Below are 21074 nucleotides of genomic sequence, written 5' to 3'. Positions count from 1 at the left end.
TCCCCAGCGGTTTAGTTAATCTGACACCTCTCCAGTCCATTTCAGGGATGATGATGATAAACAAAAATATTTACCGCAACCTGCTCATTGCCGGGCTTTTTACCGCCGTCGCACTGACATGGGGGACGACGTGGATGGCGATGAAAATCACCGTTGCCACCGTTCCTCCTGTTTTCGCAACCGGGCTGCGCTTCCTCTGTGCCGCCCCGCTGCTCTTACTACTGGCCCGCTATCGCCGTGCTCCGCTGCTGTTTCCCGTCGGGCAGCGTGGTTTCCAGCTGTGCGTCATGCTGTTTTACTTTGCGATTCCGTTTACGCTGATGATCTACGGCGAACGCTACACCTCTTCCAGCCTGGCGGCGATTATCTTCGCCACCATGCCTGCGGCGGTGCTGGCGGCGTCGTTGCTGTTTCTGCGGGAGAAAACGTCACTACAGCAACTGCTGGGGCTTGCAATCAGTCTTGGCGCACTGAGCACCATTCTCTGGCATGAAACCCAGGCCAACGGGGTGAGCCAGCTAAAGGGGATTCTGGCGCTGGTCGCGGCGGTGCTGATCCACGCATTGATGTACGTTCAGTGTAAAAAGCGCTGCGCCGGGATTTCCGTGCTGAGCTACAACGCCCTTCCCTGCCTGGGTGCCGGGGTGCTGTTGACGCTGACCGGTCTTGGAGAATCACCGGATTTTCACGCGTTTGCTCCTGAGGCACTGATGGCTATCGCTTATCTGGGATTCGTTGCAGGCGTGGGGGGGATCCTGTGCTACTTTGCCCTGCAGCAGGTTGCGCGCCCGTTCCAGGCCTCGCTGGTGTTTCTGGTATTCCCGCTGATCGCTATCGCGCTGGAAAACTGGCTCAACGGCAGCAGTATCAGCCGCGAATCCTTACTGCTGCTGTTACCGTTCCTGATGGGGATTTTACTGACTCTGTATCGCGGCGCACAGCGTAAACAAGAATCGGCTTTGCCCGCAGCATTGCGTCAGTAAATAAAAACAAAAAAGCCGGACATCATGTCCGGCACACTGGAAAACGGGTCTCAGTATTCGGGGGAATAGTCGAGATGTGGTGTGTTAAGCCAGTGATTGAGGTAATGCGACACTCCCTGCGTCGCGCAATGTCCAATAACGGGTAAATGCGGCAGCTGTGCTTTCAGTTGCGCCATCGCATTTTGCATTACAAAGCCATATCCAACCTGATTCAGCATTTCCACATCGTTCATCGCGTCACCGAAGGCCATGCAGGCCGCCATCTCAATCTGCAGATGGCCGGTAAGGCGGGTGAGTGCCGATCCTTTATTACAGCCCAGCGGCAGCACCTCCAGGCAGTGGCTGGCGGAGAAGCAAAGGTGAGCGCTGTCTCCAAGGGCTTCACGCAGCTGGATCAGCAGCTGGCACAAATCTTCATGCTCGCCGAGAAAGCAGATTTTGGTTACCTGATGCTCCGCCAGGGTGCGCGGATCGGCAACCTGATAGCGAAAACCACTCAGCTGATGCGCGTCTAAAATTTCAGGTTCATCAAATTCGGTAAACCAGCCGTCGTCGTTGAAAACGTGCAGGCTGGCTTCGGTCTGCCAGTGGCTGTGGATCACCTGTCGGGCCACTGACGGTGGCAGATCGGAACCGAACAGCAGGCCCCCCGCCGCATCGTGAACCCGGGTTCCGTTGCCGCTGATTAACCAGGCGGGAAGATTGTGCTGCTGCATCAGTGGCTGCATTTCCAGGAAGTGACGCCCGGTAGCAAAGGCCAGCTGTACCGGATGCGCCTGTAGCGATCTCAGGCTCAACAAGGTTTGTTCCCCAAACTCATGAGTCGGTAAAAGCAACGTTCCATCCATATCAAATGCGGCAAGGCGAACCATAATCACTCCGGCAACGGTGGTTAATCTGTCAGCAAGTATCCCCTGGTATTTACGGAACAAATAGTGAATACTTTTCTAAAACTGTTCCGGGTTTAGGCTGATGCGTGTAATTAACCGGTTAAATCAATACCAGCGGCTTTGGCAGCGCAGCGAAGGCCTGCCGCTGTCGTCCAGCGTTAGTGAAATAGCCAACGGCTGTTTTTGTAGTGAGCGCCACGTTCGTACACTGCTTAATCAGTGGCAGGATGCTGGCTGGCTGCGATGGGAAGCACGCGCAGGGCGCGGCAAGCGTGGAACCGTAACCTTTTTTCGTTCGCCTGAAGAGCTGCGTAGCGAAATGATGCTGCAGCAGTTGGACAGGGGGCAGCCGCAGCATGCCCTGCAGCTGGTGCCGCTGGCCACCGAGCAGCTCAGCCAGCTTCTGCAGCCGTTTCTTGGCGGCCAGTGGCAGAATAACCAGCCGACCCTGCGTATCCCCTACTACCGCAAGCTGGATCCCCTGCGGCCGCTGGTGCTGGCCGGGCGTGCGGAGCAGCACCTTGCCCAGCAGGTGTTCTCCGGACTGAGCCGTCTGGCCGGTGACGACGCCATTCCCGACCTCGCCCATCACTGGCAGATTAGCGACGATGGACTGAGCTGGTTTTTCTTCCTGCGCCCTCAACTGCGCTGGCATCACGGTGAAGCGGTCAATGCCCACCAGCTGCAGCAGTCGCTGTTAACTATCCTTGCCAGCCCGACCGGGGAGCGGATGCTCGCCAGCGTGAAGAGCGTGTCGCAGGCGCATGCGCTGTGCCTGCGCATCGATCTGCACTTTGCGGACTACTGGCTGGCTCACCGTCTGGCCAGCGTCTGCTGCCTTTTACCCCATCCCGATAATCCGGATATCGGTACCGGCCCGTGGCGGCTGGTCGCCAATTCAACGATGCTGGTCAGGCTGGAAAGTCACGGCTGGTATCACGGCGTCCACCCCCTGATGCAGGCGGTTGAATACTGGATTGCACCGCAGCTTTTTGACCGGGAGCTCGGCACCAGCTGCCGCCATCCAGTTCAGATAGCGATAGGCGCACAGCAGGATCTCGCCCAGTTGCAGCCGGTGAGCCAGCGCATCAGTCTGGGATTCTGTTACCTGGCGATTGGCCAGCGCTCCGGGCTCAGCCCCGCTCAGGCACAGCATATTATGGCGCTGGTGCATCAGTCGGGGCTGGTAGAGCAGCTGCCGCTGGAGGAAGGGCTGATTTCGCCCAGCGGTGAGATGCTGCCAGGCTGGCAAATTCCGCAGTGGGAGCCCGACAGGCACATGGCACTGCCCGCGACGCTCAGCCTGCACTATCATCTGCCGGTAGAACTGCATGCGATGGCTATTCGCCTTCAGCAGCTGCTGGCCGCACAGGGCTGTCGGTTGACGCTGCACTTTCACCCGGCGAAAAATTGGCAGGATTATCACTTGCTGCCGGAGGCCGACCTGGTGATGGGCGATCGCCTGATCGGTGAGGCACCGGTGTTTACCCTCGAAAGCTGGCTACGGCTGGATCCGCTATGGCCAGCGATTATCGGCCAGCCGTGCTGGCAAAACCTGCTGGCATCGCTGAATGAACTCCAGCAACACGGCGAGGCGGCCAGTCGGCACGATGCAATGCAGGCGGTGTTTCAGAAACTGATGCGCCAGGCCACCATTACGCCGTTGTTCAACTATCGCTATCAGGTCAGCGCGCCGCCGGACGTCGAGGGGATCCGTCTGAATGCGTGGGGGTGGTTTGATTTTTCCCGCGCGTGGATCCCGCCACCGGTTGCCATTGACTGAGTGAAACTACCTTTCTGCCAGTGCAGGCAGTACCATAGCGGGCAGAACATTATCAGGAAGAGCAAGTATGAAACGTGCAGTCGTAGTATTCAGCGGGGGTCAGGACTCAACAACCTGTCTGATCCAGGCCCTCAAGCAGTATGACGAAGTCCACTGTGTCACCTTTGATTATGGTCAGCGGCATCGGGCGGAAATTGACGTTGCTCAGCAGCTGTCAGTGTCGCTGGGTGCCCGCGCGCACAAGGTTCTGGATGTCACCCTGCTAAATGAGCTGGCCGTCAGCAGCCTGACCCGCGATAACATCCCGGTTCCCACGTGGGATCCTGCCAGCAGCGGCCTGCCGAGTACCTTTGTACCGGGGCGCAATATCCTCTTCCTGACGCTGGCGGCAATTTATGCCTACCAGGTGGAAGCCGAAGCGGTGATTACCGGTGTGTGTGAAACCGATTTTTCGGGCTACCCTGACTGCCGAGATGAGTTTGTAAAAGCGCTCAACCAGGCCGTCTCACTGGGCATGGCGCGTGATATCCGCTTCGAAACGCCGCTGATGTGGCTAAACAAGGCGGAAACCTGGGCGCTGGCCGACTACTGGCAACAGCTCAAACTGGTCCGCGAGCAAACCCTAACCTGCTACAACGGCATTCAGGGCGACGGCTGTGGTGAGTGTGCGGCCTGCCATCTGCGGGCTAACGGCCTGCAGGAATACCAGCACAATGCCACCGCCGTAATGCAGGCAATGAAAACAAAAACCGGCCTGGTCTAACGGGCGGTGTCAACCGGGCTCCCCGCCCGGTGAACCCTGCCAACAGGCCGAAGAAACGAATAATGATGAAGTTAAGATGATCCCGCTTAATTGAATAAGTAAAAACATCGTACTCTATTCACTCAGCGCCAGCATCGCCTCCATCCTCTGGCGCAGTTCCCCTTCCATCGGCTGCGCCTTTTGAGTCCGCAGATCGATACAGACAAAGGTTAACAGCGCATCGGCCACCGTCTCACCGTCGGGCTGCAGCGTGACCGTTTGCGCAATCACGCCGCTTTTACCGTTCAACTGCTGTACCTTGCTGTTGACCAGCAGGACATCGCCGAGCACCGCGGGCCGACGATAGTTGATGTTGATATTGACCACGATAAACGCCAGATGATTCGTCGACATCCAGTGGAAGGCTTCGGTTTCCTCGAGCCAGGCCCAGCGGGCTTCTTCGAGAAATTCCAGATAGCGTGCGTTATTCACGTGTTGATAAACATCAAGATGGTAGCCACGAACTTTTATGGTGGTCTGCATTGCTTCCGCTCTCCGAGTAAAAAAGGCCACACCAACTGGTATGACCTCCAACAGGTTAGCAGCCGGAGCGTCTGCTTTGCATCCGACGTGCCCGACTCGCGAAACGGATCACAATTTAATTCGTGTTAAATTACGTTCGACCAGTGCCTTGCCAATCCCCGGAACTTCCGTGAGCTGATCCAACTGGCTGAAAGGGCCATATTTGTCACGATAGCTGACGATCGATTCCGCTTTTTTTAGCCCCACGCCGTTCATCGCTGCCGCCAGCTCCTGTGCGTTGGCACTGTTAATGCTTACCTGCCCACCCGCATCCTCGCCGCTCTTGCCAACCCCCTGCGGCGCCAGCGTTTTCACTTCCGTTCGGGTTTCAGCCTTCACGTCCTTCGGTGTCTCCGCGTTGCCTGCTGCCAGCGCGGGGGTGATAAGCGCCATACCAAATGCCAGTGAAAGAGCCTGAAGCGTTGATTTAAACATGCTGTTTTCCTCCATGTGTTTGACAGCATCACCAACCTACGACAGTGCTTTAAGGGCGGCAAATGGCAGATTTCAGAAATGGAAAAGGCCGCATAAGCGGCCTTTCGTGTTGCAATCAGTTGCAGTGGGTTTGCGAGGCTTACTGCGCCTGAGCCGCCGCACCGTACTTGATTTTGGCTTCCTTACGCAGGTTAGTCATCAGCGCCTCAAAGGCAATCTGTGCGTTATTCTGCGTCACGCCCTGAACCAGCGCGGTTTTCTGTTCAGCCGGCATTTCACCGCTCTGCACTTTATCCAGCGCCAGCAGCACAACATTGCCCTGCATATCTTCACCCACGCCGTAAGAGGCTTTTCCTGCAGCAGGCAGCGGCAGCGTAAAGGCAGACTGCGTCAGCGCATCCTGCCCGGTACGCGCCAGCGTCTTGGTTTCACCAAAGCTCAGGCCAGCCGCTTTCAGCGCCTCATCACCTTTACCGGCTTTCAGATCCGCCAGCAGCTTATCAGCCTGCGACTTCGCTGCCGCCTGCGCTTTCTGCTGCTTCAGAGTGTCGGTAATCTGCGCGGTCACTTCGGCCAGTGGCTTAACGGCTTCAGGCTTGTGCTCGCTGATGCGCAGCACGAAGGCACGATCGCCATCGACGGTGATAATGTCTGAGTTACGGCCAGGTGCACCGTTATCCCCGGCAAGACCGCCGTTGAAGATCGCTTCCTGTACCGGCTTAAAGTTCAGCTCGGCTGGCAGGCTGTCATGGCTGAACCAGCCCGTTTGCACGGCTTTAACGCCGGCCGCTTCTTCTGCACTCGCCAGTGACTCAGTGTCGTTGCTAGCCGCATCGCTGACTTTCTGCTGCAGCTTATAGTAAGCATCAACGGCTTTTTCCTGCTTCACTTTCGCTGCAATATCATCATGAACGTCGGCCAGCGCTTTAACCTGCTGCGGCTGAATGTCATCCAGACGAGCGACGATAAAGCCGACGGAGGATTTGATGATCCCTGACAGCTGGCCTTTGTCTTTCAGACCTGAGTTTTTCAACTCGTCAGGGGTCGTTTCCGGCTCCAGCCAGCCCATATCGCCTCCCTGACGCGCAGAGATCGGATCGGCTGATTTTTCTTTTGCCAGCGCGGCAAAATCACCGCCGTTCTTCAGCGCATCCAGCACCGACTGCGCTTCCGCTTCGGTTTTGGTCTGAATGATGCTGTAGCGATTGCGCTGTGGCTGGGTGTAGTCCTGCTGGTGCTCATCATACCAGCCCTGGATTTCACTCTCGCTAACCTGCCCCTGCATGCTCGCCGCATCCAGCTTGATGTAGCTGACGCGGAACTGCTCAGGAGACATGAAGTTGTTTTTGTTCTGCTGGTAGTAGCTATCAATTTCTTCCGGCGTCACGGCCTGTTTAGCCGCCAGGTCACCGACGTTAATTGTCACTTCACGCACCAGGCGCTGCTGGGAAATTAACGCGGCCAGCGCATCGCTTTCGCTGCCCAGCACAAAGTCGGTGCCGGTTACGGACTTAATCAGCTGCTGGGTGGTCAGCTGTTTGCGCAGCGCTTCCGCATACTGATCGGCCGTAAAGCCCATGTTGCCAATGATGCCCAGATATTTGGCGTTATCAAATTTACCGTCAGTCTGGAATGCGGGCTGGGTGAAGATTGCCTGCTTGATTTGATCGTCGCTGATGGCGAGGCCAATTGTTTTCGCATACTGGTCCAGCAGGATTTCATCGGTCAGCTGCGAAAGCGCCTGCTGACGGATCTGCTGCATGTAGCCTTCGTTACCTGCCAGCGCGGAGAATTGTTCGCCCAGCATCTGCTGCTGACGCGCACGCTCGTTGCTGAATGCCCGCTCAAGCTGAGCACGACTGATTTCCTGACCGTTCACCTTAGCCGCATAATCCCCACTGCCGCCAGTCAGGTATCCGCCCACGCCGGTAAGAACAAAGGACAGGATGATCAGACCCAGTATAATTTTGAGCACGACATGGTTCGAGGCCGCGCGTAAATTGTCCATCATGGTGTGACAACACTCCGCTGTAGTGTGAATGTAAAACCTTGCGCCATCGTCCCGCGTTCCCGAGGACGTGCAACGCCATGCATTGCTGCAACTCCAGTGACGCCAGGGAGTTACATCCTGTAGACAACCGCATTATACGAATGTCACTGAATCTTAAAAAAAAGGCACATCATTCTGATGATGTGCCAGTATGTTACATGAGAACGCCCTGGCGATCCTCACTCCGCCGAAGAAATCTGTTTCAACGGCAGCATATTGCTTAGTTAACGGCGTCTTTCAGCGCTTTACCGGCACGGAAACCCGGTACTTTGCCCGCAGGGATAGTGATTTCTTTACCTGTTTGCGGGTTACGACCGGTACGCTCTGAACGCTCACGCACGGAGAAGGTGCCGAATCCTACCAGCGCCACTTCGTCGCCAGCCTGCAGAGAATCGGTAACCGAGGCAATAAACGCATCCAGTACGCGTCCGGCTGCAGCTTTGGAAATATCTGCATTTGCAGCAATTTTGTCGATCAACTGTGACTTGTTCACCTAATCATCCCCTCTTTTATTTTTTCACACCGTGACTGGCACCCTGCCAGCAACGTATGTGCAGTCGTTTATTATGACCGCGAACCTAACATGTTGAGCCAGCATCATCGGCAATCGTTGCGGTGACTGGCTTAACAGCATCCTAACTTAGCGGGACAAAAAAAAGCTGGCAAGTAACAATTCACCTGCCAGCCCTCGTTTTATGGCGATTTATCTTAAATCACTATTTTTCGGTGACGACCTGCATGCCGGCTGGGGCATTTTGCAGGGCCAGCTCCAGAACTTCTTCGATACGCTTAACCGGATAAATCTTAAGATCGGCAATCACGTTGTCCGGGATCTCTTCCAGATCGCGCTTGTTCTCGTCCGGAATTAAGACCGTTTTGATTCCGCCGCGATGCGCTGCCAGCAGTTTCTCTTTCAGACCCCCGATCGGCAGAACCTGGCCACGCAGCGTGATCTCACCGGTCATCGCCACATTGGCACGCACCGGGTTACCCGTCAGACAGGAAACCAGCGCGGTACACATCGCAATACCGGCACTTGGGCCATCTTTCGGCGTTGCGCCTTCAGGAACGTGAACGTGGATGTCACGCTTCTCGTAGAAGTCACCGTTGATGCCCAGCTTGTCGGCACGCGCACGTACCACGGTCAGTGCAGCCTGGATTGACTCCTGCATCACTTCACCCAGAGAACCGGTGTAGGTCAGCTTGCCTTTGCCAGGCACACAGGCGGTTTCAATGGTCAGCAGATCGCCGCCCACTTCCGTCCACGCCAGACCGGTAACCTGACCGACGCGGTTTTCGCTCTCAGCACGGCCATAGTCAAAGCGCTGCACGCCGAGGAAGTCTTTCAGGTTATCGCCGTTAATTTCGATATGCTTCAGGGATTTATCCATCAGCAGCGATTTCACCGCTTTACGGCACAGCTTGGACAGTTCGCGCTCAAGGCTACGCACACCCGCTTCACGCGTGTAGTAGCGGATAATGCCCACGATCGCACTGTCATCGACTGAAATTTCATTTTTCTTCAGCGCATTACGTTCAATCTGCTTCGGCAGCAGATGCTGTTTGGCGATGTTCAGTTTTTCATCTTCGGTATAACCGGAAAGACGGATCACTTCCATACGGTCCAGCAGCGGAGCCGGAATGTTCATTGAGTTAGACGTTGCCACGAACATCACATCGGAGAGATCGTAATCCACTTCCAGATAGTGATCGTTAAAGGCAATGTTCTGCTCGGGATCGAGCACTTCCAGCAGCGCGGAAGCCGGATCGCCTCGCATGTCCGAAGACATCTTGTCGATCTCATCCAGCAGGAACAGCGGGTTTTTCACCCCGACTTTCGCCATTTTCTGGATCAGTTTGCCCGGCATCGAACCGATATAGGTACGGCGGTGACCGCGAATTTCCGCTTCGTCACGCACGCCACCCAGCGCCATACGCACGTATTTACGTCCGGTGGCTTTGGCAATGGACTGCCCCAGCGAGGTTTTGCCCACGCCCGGAGGTCCTACCAGGCACAGAATCGGGCCTTTGATTTTGCTGACGCGGCTCTGTACGGCTAAATACTCGAGGATGCGGTCTTTCACTCGCTCAAGACCGAAGTGGTCGGTATCCAGCGTTTCCTGCGCCTTAAGCAGATCTTTCTTCACTTTACTGCGCGCATTCCACGGAACCTGAACCATCCAGTCGATGTATCCGCGAACCACGGTGGCTTCAGCCGACATCGGCGACATCATTTTCAGCTTCTGCAGTTCGGCTTCGGTTTTGTCCTTTGCCTCTTTCGGCATTTTGGCCGCGTCAATCTTACGCTTCAGCGCTTCATTTTCGTCAGGCGCATCGTCCATCTCGCCCAGCTCTTTCTGAATGGCCTTCATCTGCTCATTCAGATAGTACTCACGCTGGCTTTTTTCCATCTGTTTTTTCACGCGGTTACGGATGCGTTTCTCAACCTGTAGGAGGTCGATTTCCGATTCCATCATCGCCATCAGATATTCCAGACGTTCGTTAACGTCGGACATTTCCAGCACGGACTGTTTGTCAGCCAGCTTAAGCGGCATGTGCGCCGCGACGGTATCGGCCAGGCGCGCAGCATCATCAATGCTATTGAGTGAAGTCAGCACTTCAGGTGGGATCTTTTTGTTCAGCTTGATGTAGCCTTCAAACTGATTGATCGCCGTGCGTACCAGCACTTCCTGCTCACGCTCTTCAATTTCCGGCGACTCAAGGTACTCTGCCTGCGCGGCAAAATGGTCACCGTTGTCGGATAAAGTCGTGATATGAGCACGCTGTAAACCCTCTACCAGCACTTTCACCGTGCCGTCCGGGAGTTTCAGCATCTGTAAAATGGAGGCGATGGTCCCGACTGAGAAGAGGTCGTTAATGCCCGGTTCATCCGTTGAAGCTTCTTTCTGAGCGACCAGCATGATCTTTTTGTCATGATCCATGGCGGCTTCAAGGCAGCGAATGGATTTTTCGCGACCAACAAACAACGGAATGACCATGTGCGGATAAACCACTACGTCACGCAACGGCAACACAGGGATTTCAATGCGTTCAGAACGCTCAGGATTCATAGAGCTCTCTCTTAGTTTAATTTCCGCCAGGTAAGGGGAACCGCATCATCCTTAACAGAAGCGGTTTACCCACAGGTATTTGAGTATATGGGGATGAATGGAATAGATTCAACGTTGGGGTTACCAGAAATGTTAAAGGGGGAAGAATTTCCCCCTTTTCGGATAACTGACTGGAAAGATTTGTTTATTTATTCGCCAGATGCCTGCTGCGCTTCCGGTTTGCCGTAAATCAGTTTAGGTTCGCCGTTGTTTTCAATTACCGAGGCGTCAACCACCACTTTCTCTACGTCTTCCATTGAAGGCAGATCGTACATCGTATCCAGCAGCACGCCTTCAACGATGGAACGCAGTCCACGCGCACCGGTTTTACGCGACAGCGCTTTTTTGGCAATCGCCGTCAGCGCTTCATCGCGGAACTCCAGATCCACGCCTTCCAGGTTAAACAGCGCCTGATACTGCTTGGTCAGCGCGTTCTTTGGCTCGCACAGGATCTGGATCAGCGCATCTTCGCTCAGCTCGGTCAGCGTCGCCACCACCGGCAGACGCCCGATGAATTCCGGGATCAGACCGAATTTAATCAGATCTTCCGGCTCCACCTGCGCCAGCAGCTGGCCTTCGGTCGCCTTCTCCGCTTTGCCTTTCACCGTGGCGCCAAAACCGATGCCGGTGCCGGTATCTACGCGCTGGGAAATCACCTTATCCAGGCCGGCAAACGCGCCGCCGCAGATAAACAGGATCTTCGAGGTATCGACCTGCAGGAACTCCTGCTGCGGATGCTTACGGCCACCCTGCGGCGGCACGGCGGCAACCGTCCCTTCGATCAGCTTCAGCAGCGCCTGCTGTACGCCTTCACCGGACACGTCACGGGTAATCGACGGATTGTCCGACTTGCGGGAGATCTTGTCGATCTCATCGATATAGACAATCCCGCGCTGCGCCTTCTGCACGTCGTAGTCGCATTTCTGCAGCAGCTTCTGGATGATGTTTTCCACATCTTCCCCCACGTAACCGGCCTCGGTCAGCGTGGTGGCATCCGCCATGGTGAACGGCACGTCCAGCAGGCGCGCCAGCGTTTCGGCCAGCAGGGTTTTACCGCTACCGGTCGGACCGATCAGCAGGATGTTACTTTTACCCAGTTCGATACCGTTGCTGGTATCGCCGTTGCGCAGGCGCTTGTAGTGGTTATACACCGCCACCGACAGCACCTTCTTCGCCCGCTCCTGGCCGATGACGTAGTCATCCAGATGGTGGCGAATTTCGTGCGGCGTAGGCAGCGAGTTGCGCTCGCGGTGCGGCGCAACTTCTTTAATCTCTTCGCGGATGATGTCGTTGCACAAATCAACGCACTCATCGCAGATATACACTGACGGGCCGGCAATCAGCTTGCGGACTTCATGCTGGCTTTTGCCGCAAAAAGAGCAGTACAGCAGCTTTCCTGAACCGTCTTTGCGTTTGTCTGTCATCAGTAACCTCATGTCTTGGTAAACAGACCTGAAGTGGGCTGTCTAAATTTACGCGTATCAGCAGATAATATAGCCCATTTTAGGGCAAAACAGGGAGTAAAAGTCCGCACCGGCCCGCGGTTTTGCCGCGCAAATATTCACAGCAATGACTGTTGATTTAGCTACCTGTTTGATTATGCTAAACTCTCGTGACTAATCAGATCCCGATGGAGTGTAAAGCATGCCTCAAGAGCCAAAGAAAGAAGAAAAAGGCCAGGAAGAGAAGAACTCAGCGCTGGCAGTCAATAAGCTGCTGCAGTCACGCTCTATTATCATTTCCGGCGAGATTAATCAGGAACTGGCTGAGAAAGTAACGGCCCAGCTGCTGATCCTGCAGGAGATGGGCGATGAGCCGATCAAGCTGTTTATCAACAGCCAGGGCGGCCATGTGGAAGCCGGCGACACCATCCATGACATGATTAAATTCGTGAAGCCAAAAGTGGTGGTGATTGGTACAGGCTGGGTTGCCAGCGCTGGGATCACCATTTTCCTGGCGGCCGATAAAGAGAATCGCTACTCGCTGCCGAATACCCGCTTTATGATCCACCAGCCGCTGGGCGGCGTGCGCGGTAAGGTTTCAGATATTGAAATCGAAGCGAAAGAGCTGCTGCGCGCCCGTGAGCGCATCAACAAGCTGATCAGCAAAGCCACCGGACAGCCGCTGGAGAAAGTCGAAAAAGACACCGACAGCAACTACTGGATGAGCCCGGAACAGGCTATCGACTACGGCATCGCCACGCACGTGATCGGCCAGTGGGATGAACTCAAGGTCTGATTTCTCCGCTGAAAGACTGATGTAAAAATGGCCCGCAGTTTTCGCTGCGGGCCATTTTTTATTATCAGACGGGCGTTGATGTTATTCGCCAGACGCCTGCTGCGCTTCCGGCTTGCCGTAAATCAGTTTAGGTTCGCCGTTGTTTTCAATTACCGAGGCGTCAACCACCACTTTCTCCACGTCTTCCATGGAAGGCAGATCGTACATCGTATCCAGCAGTACGCCTTCAACGATGGAACGCAGTCCACGCGCACCGGTTTTACGCGACAGCGCTTTTTTGGCAATCGCCGTCAGCGCTTCATCACGGAACTCCAGATCCACGCCTTCGAGGTTAAACAGCGCCTGATACTGCTTGGTCAGCGCGTTCTTCGGCTCGCACAGGATCTGGATCAGCGCATCTTCGCTCAGCTCGGTCAGCGTCGCCACCACCGGCAGACGCCCGATGAACTCCGGGATCAGACCAAATTTGATCAGATCTTCCGGCTCCACCTGCGCCAGCAGCTGGCCTTCGGTCGCCTTCTCCGCTTTGCCTTTTACCGTGGCGCCAAAACCGATGCCGGTGCCGGTATCAACGCGCTGGGAAATCACCTTATCCAGCCCGGCAAATGCACCTCCGCAGATAAACAGGATCTTCGAGGTATCGACCTGCAAGAACTCCTGCTGCGGATGCTTACGGCCCCCCTGCGGCGGCACGGCGGCAACCGTCCCTTCGATCAGCTTCAACAGCGCCTGCTGCACGCCTTCACCGGACACGTCGCGGGTAATCGACGGGTTATCCGACTTGCGGGAAATCTTGTCGATTTCATCGATATAGACAATCCCGCGCTGCGCCTTCTGCACGTCGTAATCACATTTCTGCAGCAGCTTCTGGATGATGTTTTCCACATCTTCCCCCACGTAACCGGCTTCGGTCAGTGTGGTGGCATCGGCCATGGTAAACGGCACGTCCAGCAGGCGCGCCAGCGTTTCGGCCAGCAGGGTTTTACCGCTGCCGGTCGGGCCGATCAGCAGGATGTTACTTTTACCCAGTTCGATACCGTTGCTGGTATCGCCGTTGCGCAGGCGTTTGTAGTGGTTATACACCGCCACAGACAGCACTTTCTTCGCCCGCTCCTGGCCGATGACGTAGTCATCCAGGTGATGGCGAATTTCGTGCGGCGTAGGCAAGGAACTGCGCTCGCGGTGCGGCGCAACTTCTTTAATCTCTTCGCGAATGATGTCGTTGCATAAATCAACGCACTCATCGCAGATATACACTGACGGGCCGGCGATCAGCTTGCGGACTTCATGCTGGCTTTTGCCGCAAAAAGAGCAGTACAACAGCTTTCCCGAACCGTCTTTGCGTTTATCGGTCATTCACTCCCCCTCATTGTCGCACTCACTGCCCTGGCGGGTCAGCGACGGCAGGCCAGCACGATGTCTGGCCTGCAAGGCGACGGATACATGGCAAAACAGATCAGTTACGCTGAGCCAGTACGGAATCGACTAACCCATACTCTACGGCTTCAGCCGCCGACAGGAAGCGATCGCGGTTAGTATCACGCTCAATCGTTTCCACGCTCTGGCCGGTGTGCTTCGCCATCAGTTGATTCATCATCTGTTTCGTTTTGATAATTTCACGCGCGTGAATATCGATGTCAGAAGCCTGGCCCTGGAAGCCGCCCAGCGGCTGGTGGATCATGACGCGTGAGTTTGGCAGGCAATAACGTTTGCCTTTTGCGCCTGCGGTCAGCAGGAATGCGCCCATTGAGCAGGCCTGTCCCATACAGATGGTGCTGACGTCCGGCTTGATAAACTGCATGGTGTCGTAAATTGACATGCCTGCGGTAATGACGCCACCAGGAGAATTAATGTACAGGTGAATGTCTTTTTCCGGGTTCTCTGCTTCCAGGAACAGCATCTGGGCCACGATCAGATTAGCCATATGGTCTTCAACCTGACCGGTCAGGAAAATGATGCGTTCTTTGAGCAGGCGCGAGTAGATGTCGTAAGAGCGCTCTCCGCGAGAGGTCTGTTCAACAACCATTGGCACTAAAGCCATCTGAGGTGCAGTTAATTCACGTTCGCCACTGTATGACATTATCGTCTCCTGATACATTTCATTTGGCCACACTCCGCAGCGATTCTACTTGAGAGCGATCGGGAACACTATGATTCCGGTCCTTTCCGCCGAAGCTACTCAAGCACTCAATCAGCCTGATAGCATCGTTGCATACTCTGAAGAACGCGTATGCCAGTGATAACAATCTGGGGATATTGCCCCGCTATTTCAAGCATAACAACGTTTTTATCAACTGCTAACCAGGAATATCGGCTCAGGCGACAATTTGCGGAATAAATAAACAAATTGTTAGCAAAAGCAGGCGATTCCGGGTCGTTAAATAGCAAAAGCCCGCAGCCAAGGGCCGCGGGCTTTTGTTGAACAACCAGTAAAACTAAATCAGGCCTGAGCGGTCTGGTTCATCAGTTCCTGGAAGTTAGTGGCTTTCTCAGTCACTTTCGCTTTTTCCAGCACGACTTCAACAGCCTGCTCTTCCAGCGCTACGTTACGCATGTTGTTCATCAGCTCGTTATTTTTGCTGTAGAACTCAATCACTTCTGACGGATCTTCGTAGGCAGAAGCCATTTCTTCGATCAGTGCTTTAACGCGGTCTTCGTCAGCTTTCAGCTCGTGGGTACGAATCACTTCGCCCAGCAGCAGGCCAACCACTACGCGGCGTTTTGCCTGCTCTTCGAACAGTTCACGAGGCAGCTCAAGAGCCTGCTTCTCGTTACCGCCAAAGCGCTGTGCAGCCTGACGCTTCAGCACGTCGATTTCGCCGTCGATCAGGGCCGCAGGAACGTCGATGTCGTTAGCCGCAACCAGACCGTCGATAGCCTGAGACTTCACGCGGTTACGCACGGCGCCTTTCAGCTCACGCTGCATGTTCTTACGCACTTCGGTACGCAGACCCGCCAGAGAACCATCAGCCACGCCGAAACGCTTGATGAACTCTTCGGTGAATTCTGGCAGCTCACGCTCTTCAACTTTCTTCAGCACGATTTCAAACTTCGCTGCTTTCCCTTTCAGGTTTTCAGCGTGGTAATCTTCCGGGAAGTTAACGTCGATAGTGAAGGTTTCGCCGGCTTTATGGCCAACAACGCCTTCTTCGAAGCCTGGGATCATACGACCCTGGCCCATGGCCAGGACGAAATCAGAGGCTTTGCCGCCTTCGAATTCTTCACCGTCTACAGAACCGGTGAAATCGATGGTTGCACGATCTTCTGCGCCCGCTGCTGCCTCGGTTTCTTTCCAGGTCGCCTGCTGCTTACGCAGGGTATCCAGCATCGCGTCAACGTCTTCGTCAGTGACTTCTACAACCGGTTTTTCAACTTCGATTGCTTCCAGACCCTGCAGCTCGACTTCCGGATACACTTCAAATTCAGCAGAGAACGTGAAGTCTTCACCGATTTTGTAATCGCCCGGTACGTAGTTTGGCGAACCGGCCGGATTGATTTTTTCTTTGATGATCGCATCAACGAAGTTGCGCTGCATCAATTCGCCCAGCACGTCCTGACGAACGGAGGCGCCGTAACGCTGTGCAACAACGGTCATCGGTACTTTTCCTTTACGGAAACCGTCGATGCGTACTTTCTTGGCTACGCTAACCAGCTCGTTTTTAACCGCAGTTTCGATCACGTCTTTAGGAACGGTAATCGTTACGCGACGGCCCAGGCCCTGAGTTGTTTCTACTGAAGCTTGCATCTTATTACCTCAAAAAATCACGTGCTCGGTCAACTTCAGATGCACCCTGCTATGGTGGAAACACCGATAACCGAATGAATCTAAGAACCGGGACGGCTTCTGATGCCAGAACCGCATTCCCTGTTAACAGAAGCGTCCCGAAGACATTCTGTAAAAAATAGACGCCGCATTATAGCGGCAACGTCTAAGCGAGTCGAGGCTGCACACTCCCCCGACGCACGCTACTTTTTACATTTTTGCGATGAAACCGCAAGAAATTGATGAGTGAAGCGGCTTTTCTCAGGCTTTATCACGAAAAAACGGCCCAGAGGCCGTTTGGTATTGAAGGGTAATGCGGGGTCAGGCCAGCGTACCGGCACCTCGACAGTTTGGCGAGGCGGGTACGGTATCCTGCAGGCTTTCCCACTCTTTCACCGTGTAGCTGTGCAGCGCCAGTGCATGAACACTCCCGGCCAGCTCATCCGCCAGCACGCCGTAAATTGCACGGTGCCGCACCAGAAAGCGCTGGTCGATAAAACTGTCACTGACGATCACCACCTTGAAGTGACTTTCCGCCCCCGCAGGGACATTGTGACGATAGCTTTCGTCATGGACCTCAAGGTGCACCGGTGAAAATGCCGTACGTAACTTTTCTTCTATTTGTTCACGGATCATACCCGAACTCCTCTCCAGCAGAGAACTGCGCCCCATCTCTTTAAATGTTAGTCGTTTTTTATGCAATGCCGACGCACTTTAACGAAATTTTCAAATCAGCCAACATTTTTACTTATCGAACATGCAACACTCGAGCCTGAATGCAGTCCAAGCCTCAAGCGTTCAGTCGTCCGAAAAAGCGACAACGCGATGAATTTACGCGCTATCGGGGCTTCCCCTGACTACAGGCGATGTTATGATGGCCGGAGTTTTGTCAGCAATACAACTCACGTTATCGAGAAAATAAGCATGTTAAAAAAATTACTGTTCCCTCTGCTGGCCATGTTCATGCTGGCTGGCTGTGCGACAAGCAGCAATACGCTTGATATTTCACCAAAAATCAAATTACCTCAGCAGGATCCAGGTCTGATGGGCGTCACCATCAGTATCAACGGTGCCGACCAGCGTAGCGATCAGGCGCTGGCAAAAGTGAACCGTGACGGCCAGCTAATCACGCTGACCCCTTCACGCGATCTGCGCTTCCTGCTGCAGGAAAGCCTGGAGAAACAAATGACCGCCCGTGGCTATATGGTTGGCCCAAGCGGTGCCGTTGACCTGCAGATCGTGGTGAATAATCTGTATGCCGACGTGACTCAAGGCAACGTGCGCTACAGCATTACTACCAAGGCCGATATTTCGATCATTGCGACCGCTAAAAACGGCAACAAGCAGGTGAAAAACTATCGTCAGGTCTACAGCGTGGAAGGTGCCTTCAACGCCAGCAACGAGAAAATCACCAACGCGGTTAACGCCACTCTGGGTGACGTGATTTCTGATATGGCTCAGGATACGTCGGTCAGCGAGTTCATTAAGCAAAACGCTCGTTAATCATTGCAGGCCCGCCAGGATAGCGGGCCTGACTTTAAGGTCCGTATGCCCAATCACTATTTGCAGATCTTCACCCGGCGCAACTCCGCCCTCCTTTTATTACTTGGTTTCGCATCCGGCCTTCCCCTGGCATTAACCTCCGGCACCCTGCAGGCGTGGATGGCGGTAGAAAATGTCGATATCAAAACCATTGGCTTCTTCTCTCTGGTCGGCCAGGCCTACGTTTTTAAGTTTCTCTGGTCGCCGCTGATGGACCGCTATACGCCACCGTTTCTTGGCCGTCGACGCGGCTGGTTGCTGATCACCCAACTGCTGCTGATTGTCGGCATCGCCATGATGGGCTTTATGCAGCCCTCACGCGATCTGACACTGCTGGCGGCGCTGGCGGTGCTGATCGCTTTCTGCTCGGCTTCGCAGGATATTGTTTTCGACGCGTGGAAAACCGACGTGCTCAGCGCGGCCGAACGCGGTAACGGTGCCGCCATCAGCGTACTGGGTTACCGGCTGGCGATGCTGGTTTCCGGCGGACTCGCGCTGTGGCTGGCCGATCGCTACCTCGGCTGGCAGGCAATCTGGTGGCTGATGGCGCTGATGATGGTGCCCGGCGTCATTGCCACCCTGCTGGCAAAGGAACCGGATAACACGATTGATGTGCCAAGGAACCTGGAACAGGCGGTGGTTGCGCCGCTGCGCGACTTCTTTAACCGCAACAATGCGTGGCTGATCCTGTCGCTGATTGTCCTTTACAAGCTGGGCGATGCCTTTGCGGCCAGCCTGACCACCATATTCCTGATCCGCGGCGTGGGCTTTGACGCAGGCGATGTTGGGCTGGTCAATAAAACGCTGGGATTACTGGCAACGATCGTCGGTGCGCTGGTCGGTGGGGTGTTAATGCAGCGCCTCAGCCTGTTCCGTGCGCTGATGCTGTTCGGCATTTTGCAGGCGGTGTCCAATCTGGGTTACTGGATCCTGTCGGTGACGGATAAACACCTCTACAGCATGGCCGCGGCGGTTACCGTGGAAAACCTCTGCGGCGGCATGGGTACGGCGGCGTTTGTCGCCCTGCTGATGACGCTGTGCAACCGATCGTTTTCGGCCACCCAGTTCGCTCTGCTTTCTGCCCTGTCCGCCGTGGGCCGGGTGTATGTCGGGCCGGTCGCGGGCTGGTTCGTTGATGGCTGGGGTTGGCCGACCTTTTATGCCTTCTCGGTTGTGGCGGCGCTGCCCGGACTGCTGCTGCTGGCGGGCTGCCGCTCAACGCTTGAATACGCACAGAATCATCCAGACTTCCTGCCGCGCACCGCCTTTCCCGCCGGCTACCGCTGGGCGCTGCGCAGTCTGCTGCTGGGATTGCTGCTGTTAATACTCTGGCTGGTCGGTCTGGCACTGAACGCATCGGGTTTAACCGCGCTGGACTCTTTTGTTTCCGGGTTGTTAAAAATAGCGATTTTACTGATGCTGGCAGGTATTGCTGCGGGAACGTTACTTGATTTTTTGGCGGGCCGCAGGGTGTCAAATAGTGCCGATTAAATCGCCGTTTGCAGGGGTGAATTTGATTTGTTAAGTAAATTATTTCAATAACAAATTACTAACAAAAATCCAGGCAGTTGTTATGCCTGCCTGGATATGCCTCATGTAACAGATTACGACTACAACTGCCAGTTGATTAAAAATAAAATTTTTTAGCTTTTCAGGGCAAAGCGGAAAAGTTTTATCCTCAAAATAATTTAAAATAAAAGGTATTAAAACCCGGTGCGTAATTAGTTTTATCCCGTTTATTATCACACAATTGATAAGGACTTGTTAAATAATTGGATCAATAAACGTCTGGTTATAGCGTATGGATTTTGAGCCGCGTTTTTTTCATAGAATTTTGTTATATTGCCTCCAACCCCTTGCTGGCATTAATATTTTGTCACCACCAGCAACATATGTGACAGCCCTGGCAAAAGGCGTCAACACCTCACTGACACAACCTGTTGCAGGTTTACAGTACTGAAACCTTCCCGTAAAATGCCGCCACACTTAAACGACAATAGAGCCCTTGTCATTGAGGTCGTTAAATGAGACTCAGTAAATACAATAAAAGTTTGGGGATTTTGTCATTAATCGCAGGCACCATTTTGTTAAGTGGTTGTGATAGTGCATTGTTAAATCCCAAAGGACAGATTGCGTTGGAGCAACGTTCGCTGATACTGACGGCTTTTGGCCTGATGATGATCGTCGTTATCCCCGCCGTCTTGATGGCCGTGGTGTTCGCCTGGAAATATCGGGCATCAAACACCAACGCGAAATACAGCCCAAACTGGTCACACTCTAACAAAGTGGAAGCCGTTGTCTGGACTGTTCCAATCTTAATCATTGTTTTCCTTGGTATTCTGACGTGGAAGTCTACCCACGCGCTGGAACCGAGCAAGCCGCTGGTTTCTGACAAGAAGCCCGTTGAGATTCAGGTTGTTTCGCTTGACTGGAAGTGGCTGTTTATTTACCCGGAACAGGGTATTGCAACCGTCAACCAGATTGCGTTCCCCGCTAATCGCCCAGTGAACTTCAAAATCACCTCTAACTCAGTGATGAACTCCTTCTTTATTCCTACTCTCGGTAGCCAGATCTACTCGATGGCCGGAATGCAGACGAAGCTTCACCTGATTGCGAATGAGCCAGGCACCTTTAACGGTATCTCCTCGAACTTCAGTGGTCGTGGTTTCTCTGGTATGAAGTTTAAAGCGATCGCGACTCCTGACGAAGCAACCTTCGAGCAGTGGGTGGCAAAAGCGAAAGAGTCAACCTCTACACTCGCGACAATGGATGATTTTAACAAGCTGGCAGCGCCTAGCGAAAATCACCCTGTTGAATTCTTCTCAAGTGTGAAACCTGGTCTGTTCCTGGATGTGATCAATCAGTTCCAGATGAATCACGGCGGAAGCATGGACATGTCATCGCATGAAGGTATGGATATGAGCCATTCCGCTCACGCGGGAGCAGAGGAATAATA

The 21074-nt window shown here is 54.2% G+C and carries 18 protein-coding genes; 7 read left to right on the top strand and 11 right to left on the bottom strand.

The annotated features are described in order from the left end of the window. Positions 1 to 53: 53 nt before the first annotated feature. Complete coding sequence (locus EC836_RS18205; protein WP_233599358.1) at positions 54 to 983, top strand: DMT family transporter; 930 nt, start codon at positions 54 to 56, stop codon at positions 981 to 983. A gap of 50 nt (positions 984 to 1033) precedes the next feature. Here EC836_RS18205 and cof read toward each other — a convergent pair whose 3' ends face one another. Next, complete coding sequence (gene cof, locus EC836_RS18200; RefSeq protein ID WP_123335716.1) at positions 1034 to 1855, bottom strand: HMP-PP phosphatase; 822 nt, start codon at positions 1853 to 1855, stop codon at positions 1034 to 1036. Positions 1856 to 1955: 100 nt separating this feature from the next. Here cof and EC836_RS18195 point away from each other — a divergent pair, with 100 nt between their 5' ends. Continuing rightward, positions 1956 to 3656, top strand: a complete 1701-nt coding sequence (locus EC836_RS18195; RefSeq protein ID WP_123335714.1) for an SgrR family transcriptional regulator — start codon at positions 1956 to 1958, stop codon at positions 3654 to 3656. Between the two features lie 67 nt (positions 3657 to 3723). Then, on the top strand, positions 3724 to 4419 hold the full coding sequence (gene queC, locus EC836_RS18190) for a 7-cyano-7-deazaguanine synthase QueC (RefSeq protein WP_123335712.1): 696 nt from the start codon (positions 3724 to 3726) through the stop codon (positions 4417 to 4419). 114 nt (positions 4420 to 4533) lie between these two features. Here queC and EC836_RS18185 read toward each other — a convergent pair whose 3' ends face one another. The 6 genes from EC836_RS18185 to clpX (EC836_RS18160) form a co-directional block, all read right to left on the bottom strand. After that, positions 4534 to 4941 carry a thioesterase family protein gene (locus tag EC836_RS18185; RefSeq protein ID WP_123335710.1) on the bottom strand — a complete coding sequence of 136 codons (408 nt, stop codon included), beginning with the start codon at positions 4939 to 4941 and terminating at the stop codon, positions 4534 to 4536. 108 nt (positions 4942 to 5049) lie between these two features. After that, positions 5050 to 5415 carry a helix-hairpin-helix domain-containing protein gene (locus EC836_RS18180; protein ID WP_123335972.1) on the bottom strand — a complete coding sequence of 122 codons (366 nt, stop codon included), beginning with the start codon at positions 5413 to 5415 and terminating at the stop codon, positions 5050 to 5052. 139 nt (positions 5416 to 5554) lie between these two features. Beyond that, positions 5555 to 7426, bottom strand: coding sequence for a peptidylprolyl isomerase (gene ppiD / locus EC836_RS18175; RefSeq protein ID WP_123335708.1), 1872 nt, complete (start codon positions 7424 to 7426; stop codon positions 5555 to 5557). Between the two features lie 259 nt (positions 7427 to 7685). Continuing rightward, positions 7686 to 7958: a nucleoid-associated protein HU-beta gene (gene hupB, locus EC836_RS18170; protein WP_123335706.1), complete on the bottom strand. Its 273-nt coding sequence runs from the start codon at positions 7956 to 7958 to the stop codon at positions 7686 to 7688. A 223-nt stretch (positions 7959 to 8181) separates the two neighbouring features. Beyond that, positions 8182 to 10536, bottom strand: a complete 2355-nt coding sequence (gene lon / locus EC836_RS18165; RefSeq protein ID WP_123335704.1) for an endopeptidase La — start codon at positions 10534 to 10536, stop codon at positions 8182 to 8184. Positions 10537 to 10724: 188 nt separating this feature from the next. Beyond that, on the bottom strand, positions 10725 to 11999 hold the full coding sequence (gene clpX, locus EC836_RS18160) for an ATP-dependent protease ATP-binding subunit ClpX (RefSeq protein ID WP_123335702.1): 1275 nt from the start codon (positions 11997 to 11999) through the stop codon (positions 10725 to 10727). Between the two features lie 220 nt (positions 12000 to 12219). On the opposite strand from clpX (EC836_RS18160), the gene EC836_RS18155 reads away from it, so the two are divergent. Beyond that, positions 12220 to 12813 carry an ATP-dependent Clp protease proteolytic subunit gene (locus EC836_RS18155; protein ID WP_123335700.1) on the top strand — a complete coding sequence of 198 codons (594 nt, stop codon included), beginning with the start codon at positions 12220 to 12222 and terminating at the stop codon, positions 12811 to 12813. A gap of 81 nt (positions 12814 to 12894) precedes the next feature. On the opposite strand, the gene clpX (EC836_RS18150) is transcribed toward EC836_RS18155, so the two are convergent. From clpX (EC836_RS18150) to bolA, 4 genes are all read right to left on the bottom strand, one after another. Beyond that, positions 12895 to 14169 (bottom strand): ATP-dependent protease ATP-binding subunit ClpX, encoded by a 1275-nt coding sequence (gene clpX / locus EC836_RS18150; protein WP_123335698.1) that lies wholly within the window; start codon positions 14167 to 14169, stop codon positions 12895 to 12897. A gap of 100 nt (positions 14170 to 14269) precedes the next feature. Further along, positions 14270 to 14893, bottom strand: a complete 624-nt coding sequence (clpP, locus tag EC836_RS18145; protein WP_123335696.1) for an ATP-dependent Clp endopeptidase proteolytic subunit ClpP — start codon at positions 14891 to 14893, stop codon at positions 14270 to 14272. Positions 14894 to 15253: 360 nt separating this feature from the next. Further along, the gene (tig, locus tag EC836_RS18140) at positions 15254 to 16558 is read right to left on the bottom strand and encodes a trigger factor (RefSeq protein WP_123335693.1); all 1305 of its coding nucleotides are present in this window, start codon (positions 16556 to 16558) and stop codon (positions 15254 to 15256) included. Positions 16559 to 16897: 339 nt separating this feature from the next. Then, positions 16898 to 17212: a transcriptional regulator BolA gene (bolA, locus tag EC836_RS18135; protein ID WP_105590797.1), complete on the bottom strand. Its 315-nt coding sequence runs from the start codon at positions 17210 to 17212 to the stop codon at positions 16898 to 16900. Positions 17213 to 17500: 288 nt separating this feature from the next. Between bolA and EC836_RS18130 the strand changes: the two genes are divergently transcribed. The 3 genes from EC836_RS18130 to cyoA all read left to right on the top strand — a co-directional run bounded on the left by EC836_RS18130 (position 17501) and on the right by cyoA (position 21072). After that, entirely contained in the window at positions 17501 to 18079 is a 579-nt protein-coding gene (locus tag EC836_RS18130) for a lipoprotein (RefSeq protein ID WP_123335691.1), read from the top strand. A gap of 45 nt (positions 18080 to 18124) precedes the next feature. Then, on the top strand, positions 18125 to 19609 hold the full coding sequence (gene ampG, locus EC836_RS18125) for a muropeptide MFS transporter AmpG (RefSeq protein WP_123335689.1): 1485 nt from the start codon (positions 18125 to 18127) through the stop codon (positions 19607 to 19609). A gap of 533 nt (positions 19610 to 20142) precedes the next feature. Further along, positions 20143 to 21072 carry a cytochrome o ubiquinol oxidase subunit II gene (gene cyoA / locus EC836_RS18120; protein WP_123335687.1) on the top strand — a complete coding sequence of 310 codons (930 nt, stop codon included), beginning with the start codon at positions 20143 to 20145 and terminating at the stop codon, positions 21070 to 21072. The last annotated feature ends 2 nt before the right edge of the window (positions 21073 to 21074 follow it).

This window comes from Erwinia sp. JUb26 (assembly GCF_003751505.1).
GTDB lineage: Bacteria > Pseudomonadota > Gammaproteobacteria > Enterobacterales > Enterobacteriaceae > Erwinia.
This window is presented reverse-complemented; position numbering and strand designations above follow the sequence as displayed.

Coding starts and splice junctions, on each gene's coding strand:
- EC836_RS18205 (WP_233599358.1), top strand. CDS start 54: ATGATAAACAAAAATATTTACCGCAACCTGCTCATTGCCGGGCTTTTT.
- cof (WP_123335716.1), bottom strand. CDS start 1,855: ATGGTTCGCCTTGCCGCATTTGATATGGATGGAACGTTGCTTTTACCG.
- EC836_RS18195 (WP_123335714.1), top strand. CDS start 1,956: ATGCGTGTAATTAACCGGTTAAATCAATACCAGCGGCTTTGGCAGCGC.
- queC (WP_123335712.1), top strand. CDS start 3,724: ATGAAACGTGCAGTCGTAGTATTCAGCGGGGGTCAGGACTCAACAACC.
- EC836_RS18185 (WP_123335710.1), bottom strand. CDS start 4,941: ATGCAGACCACCATAAAAGTTCGTGGCTACCATCTTGATGTTTATCAA.
- EC836_RS18180 (WP_123335972.1), bottom strand. CDS start 5,415: ATGTTTAAATCAACGCTTCAGGCTCTTTCACTGGCATTTGGTATGGCG.
- ppiD (WP_123335708.1), bottom strand. CDS start 7,426: ATGATGGACAATTTACGCGCGGCCTCGAACCATGTCGTGCTCAAAATT.
- lon (WP_123335704.1), bottom strand. CDS start 10,536: ATGAATCCTGAGCGTTCTGAACGCATTGAAATCCCTGTGTTGCCGTTG.
- clpX (WP_123335702.1), bottom strand. CDS start 11,999: ATGACAGACAAACGCAAAGACGGTTCAGGAAAGCTGCTGTACTGCTCT.
- EC836_RS18155 (WP_123335700.1), top strand. CDS start 12,220: ATGCCTCAAGAGCCAAAGAAAGAAGAAAAAGGCCAGGAAGAGAAGAAC.
- clpX (WP_123335698.1), bottom strand. CDS start 14,169: ATGACCGATAAACGCAAAGACGGTTCGGGAAAGCTGTTGTACTGCTCT.
- clpP (WP_123335696.1), bottom strand. CDS start 14,893: ATGTCATACAGTGGCGAACGTGAATTAACTGCACCTCAGATGGCTTTA.
- tig (WP_123335693.1), bottom strand. CDS start 16,558: ATGCAAGCTTCAGTAGAAACAACTCAGGGCCTGGGCCGTCGCGTAACG.
- bolA (WP_105590797.1), bottom strand. CDS start 17,212: ATGATCCGTGAACAAATAGAAGAAAAGTTACGTACGGCATTTTCACCG.
- EC836_RS18130 (WP_123335691.1), top strand. CDS start 17,501: ATGTTAAAAAAATTACTGTTCCCTCTGCTGGCCATGTTCATGCTGGCT.
- ampG (WP_123335689.1), top strand. CDS start 18,125: ATGCCCAATCACTATTTGCAGATCTTCACCCGGCGCAACTCCGCCCTC.
- cyoA (WP_123335687.1), top strand. CDS start 20,143: ATGAGACTCAGTAAATACAATAAAAGTTTGGGGATTTTGTCATTAATC.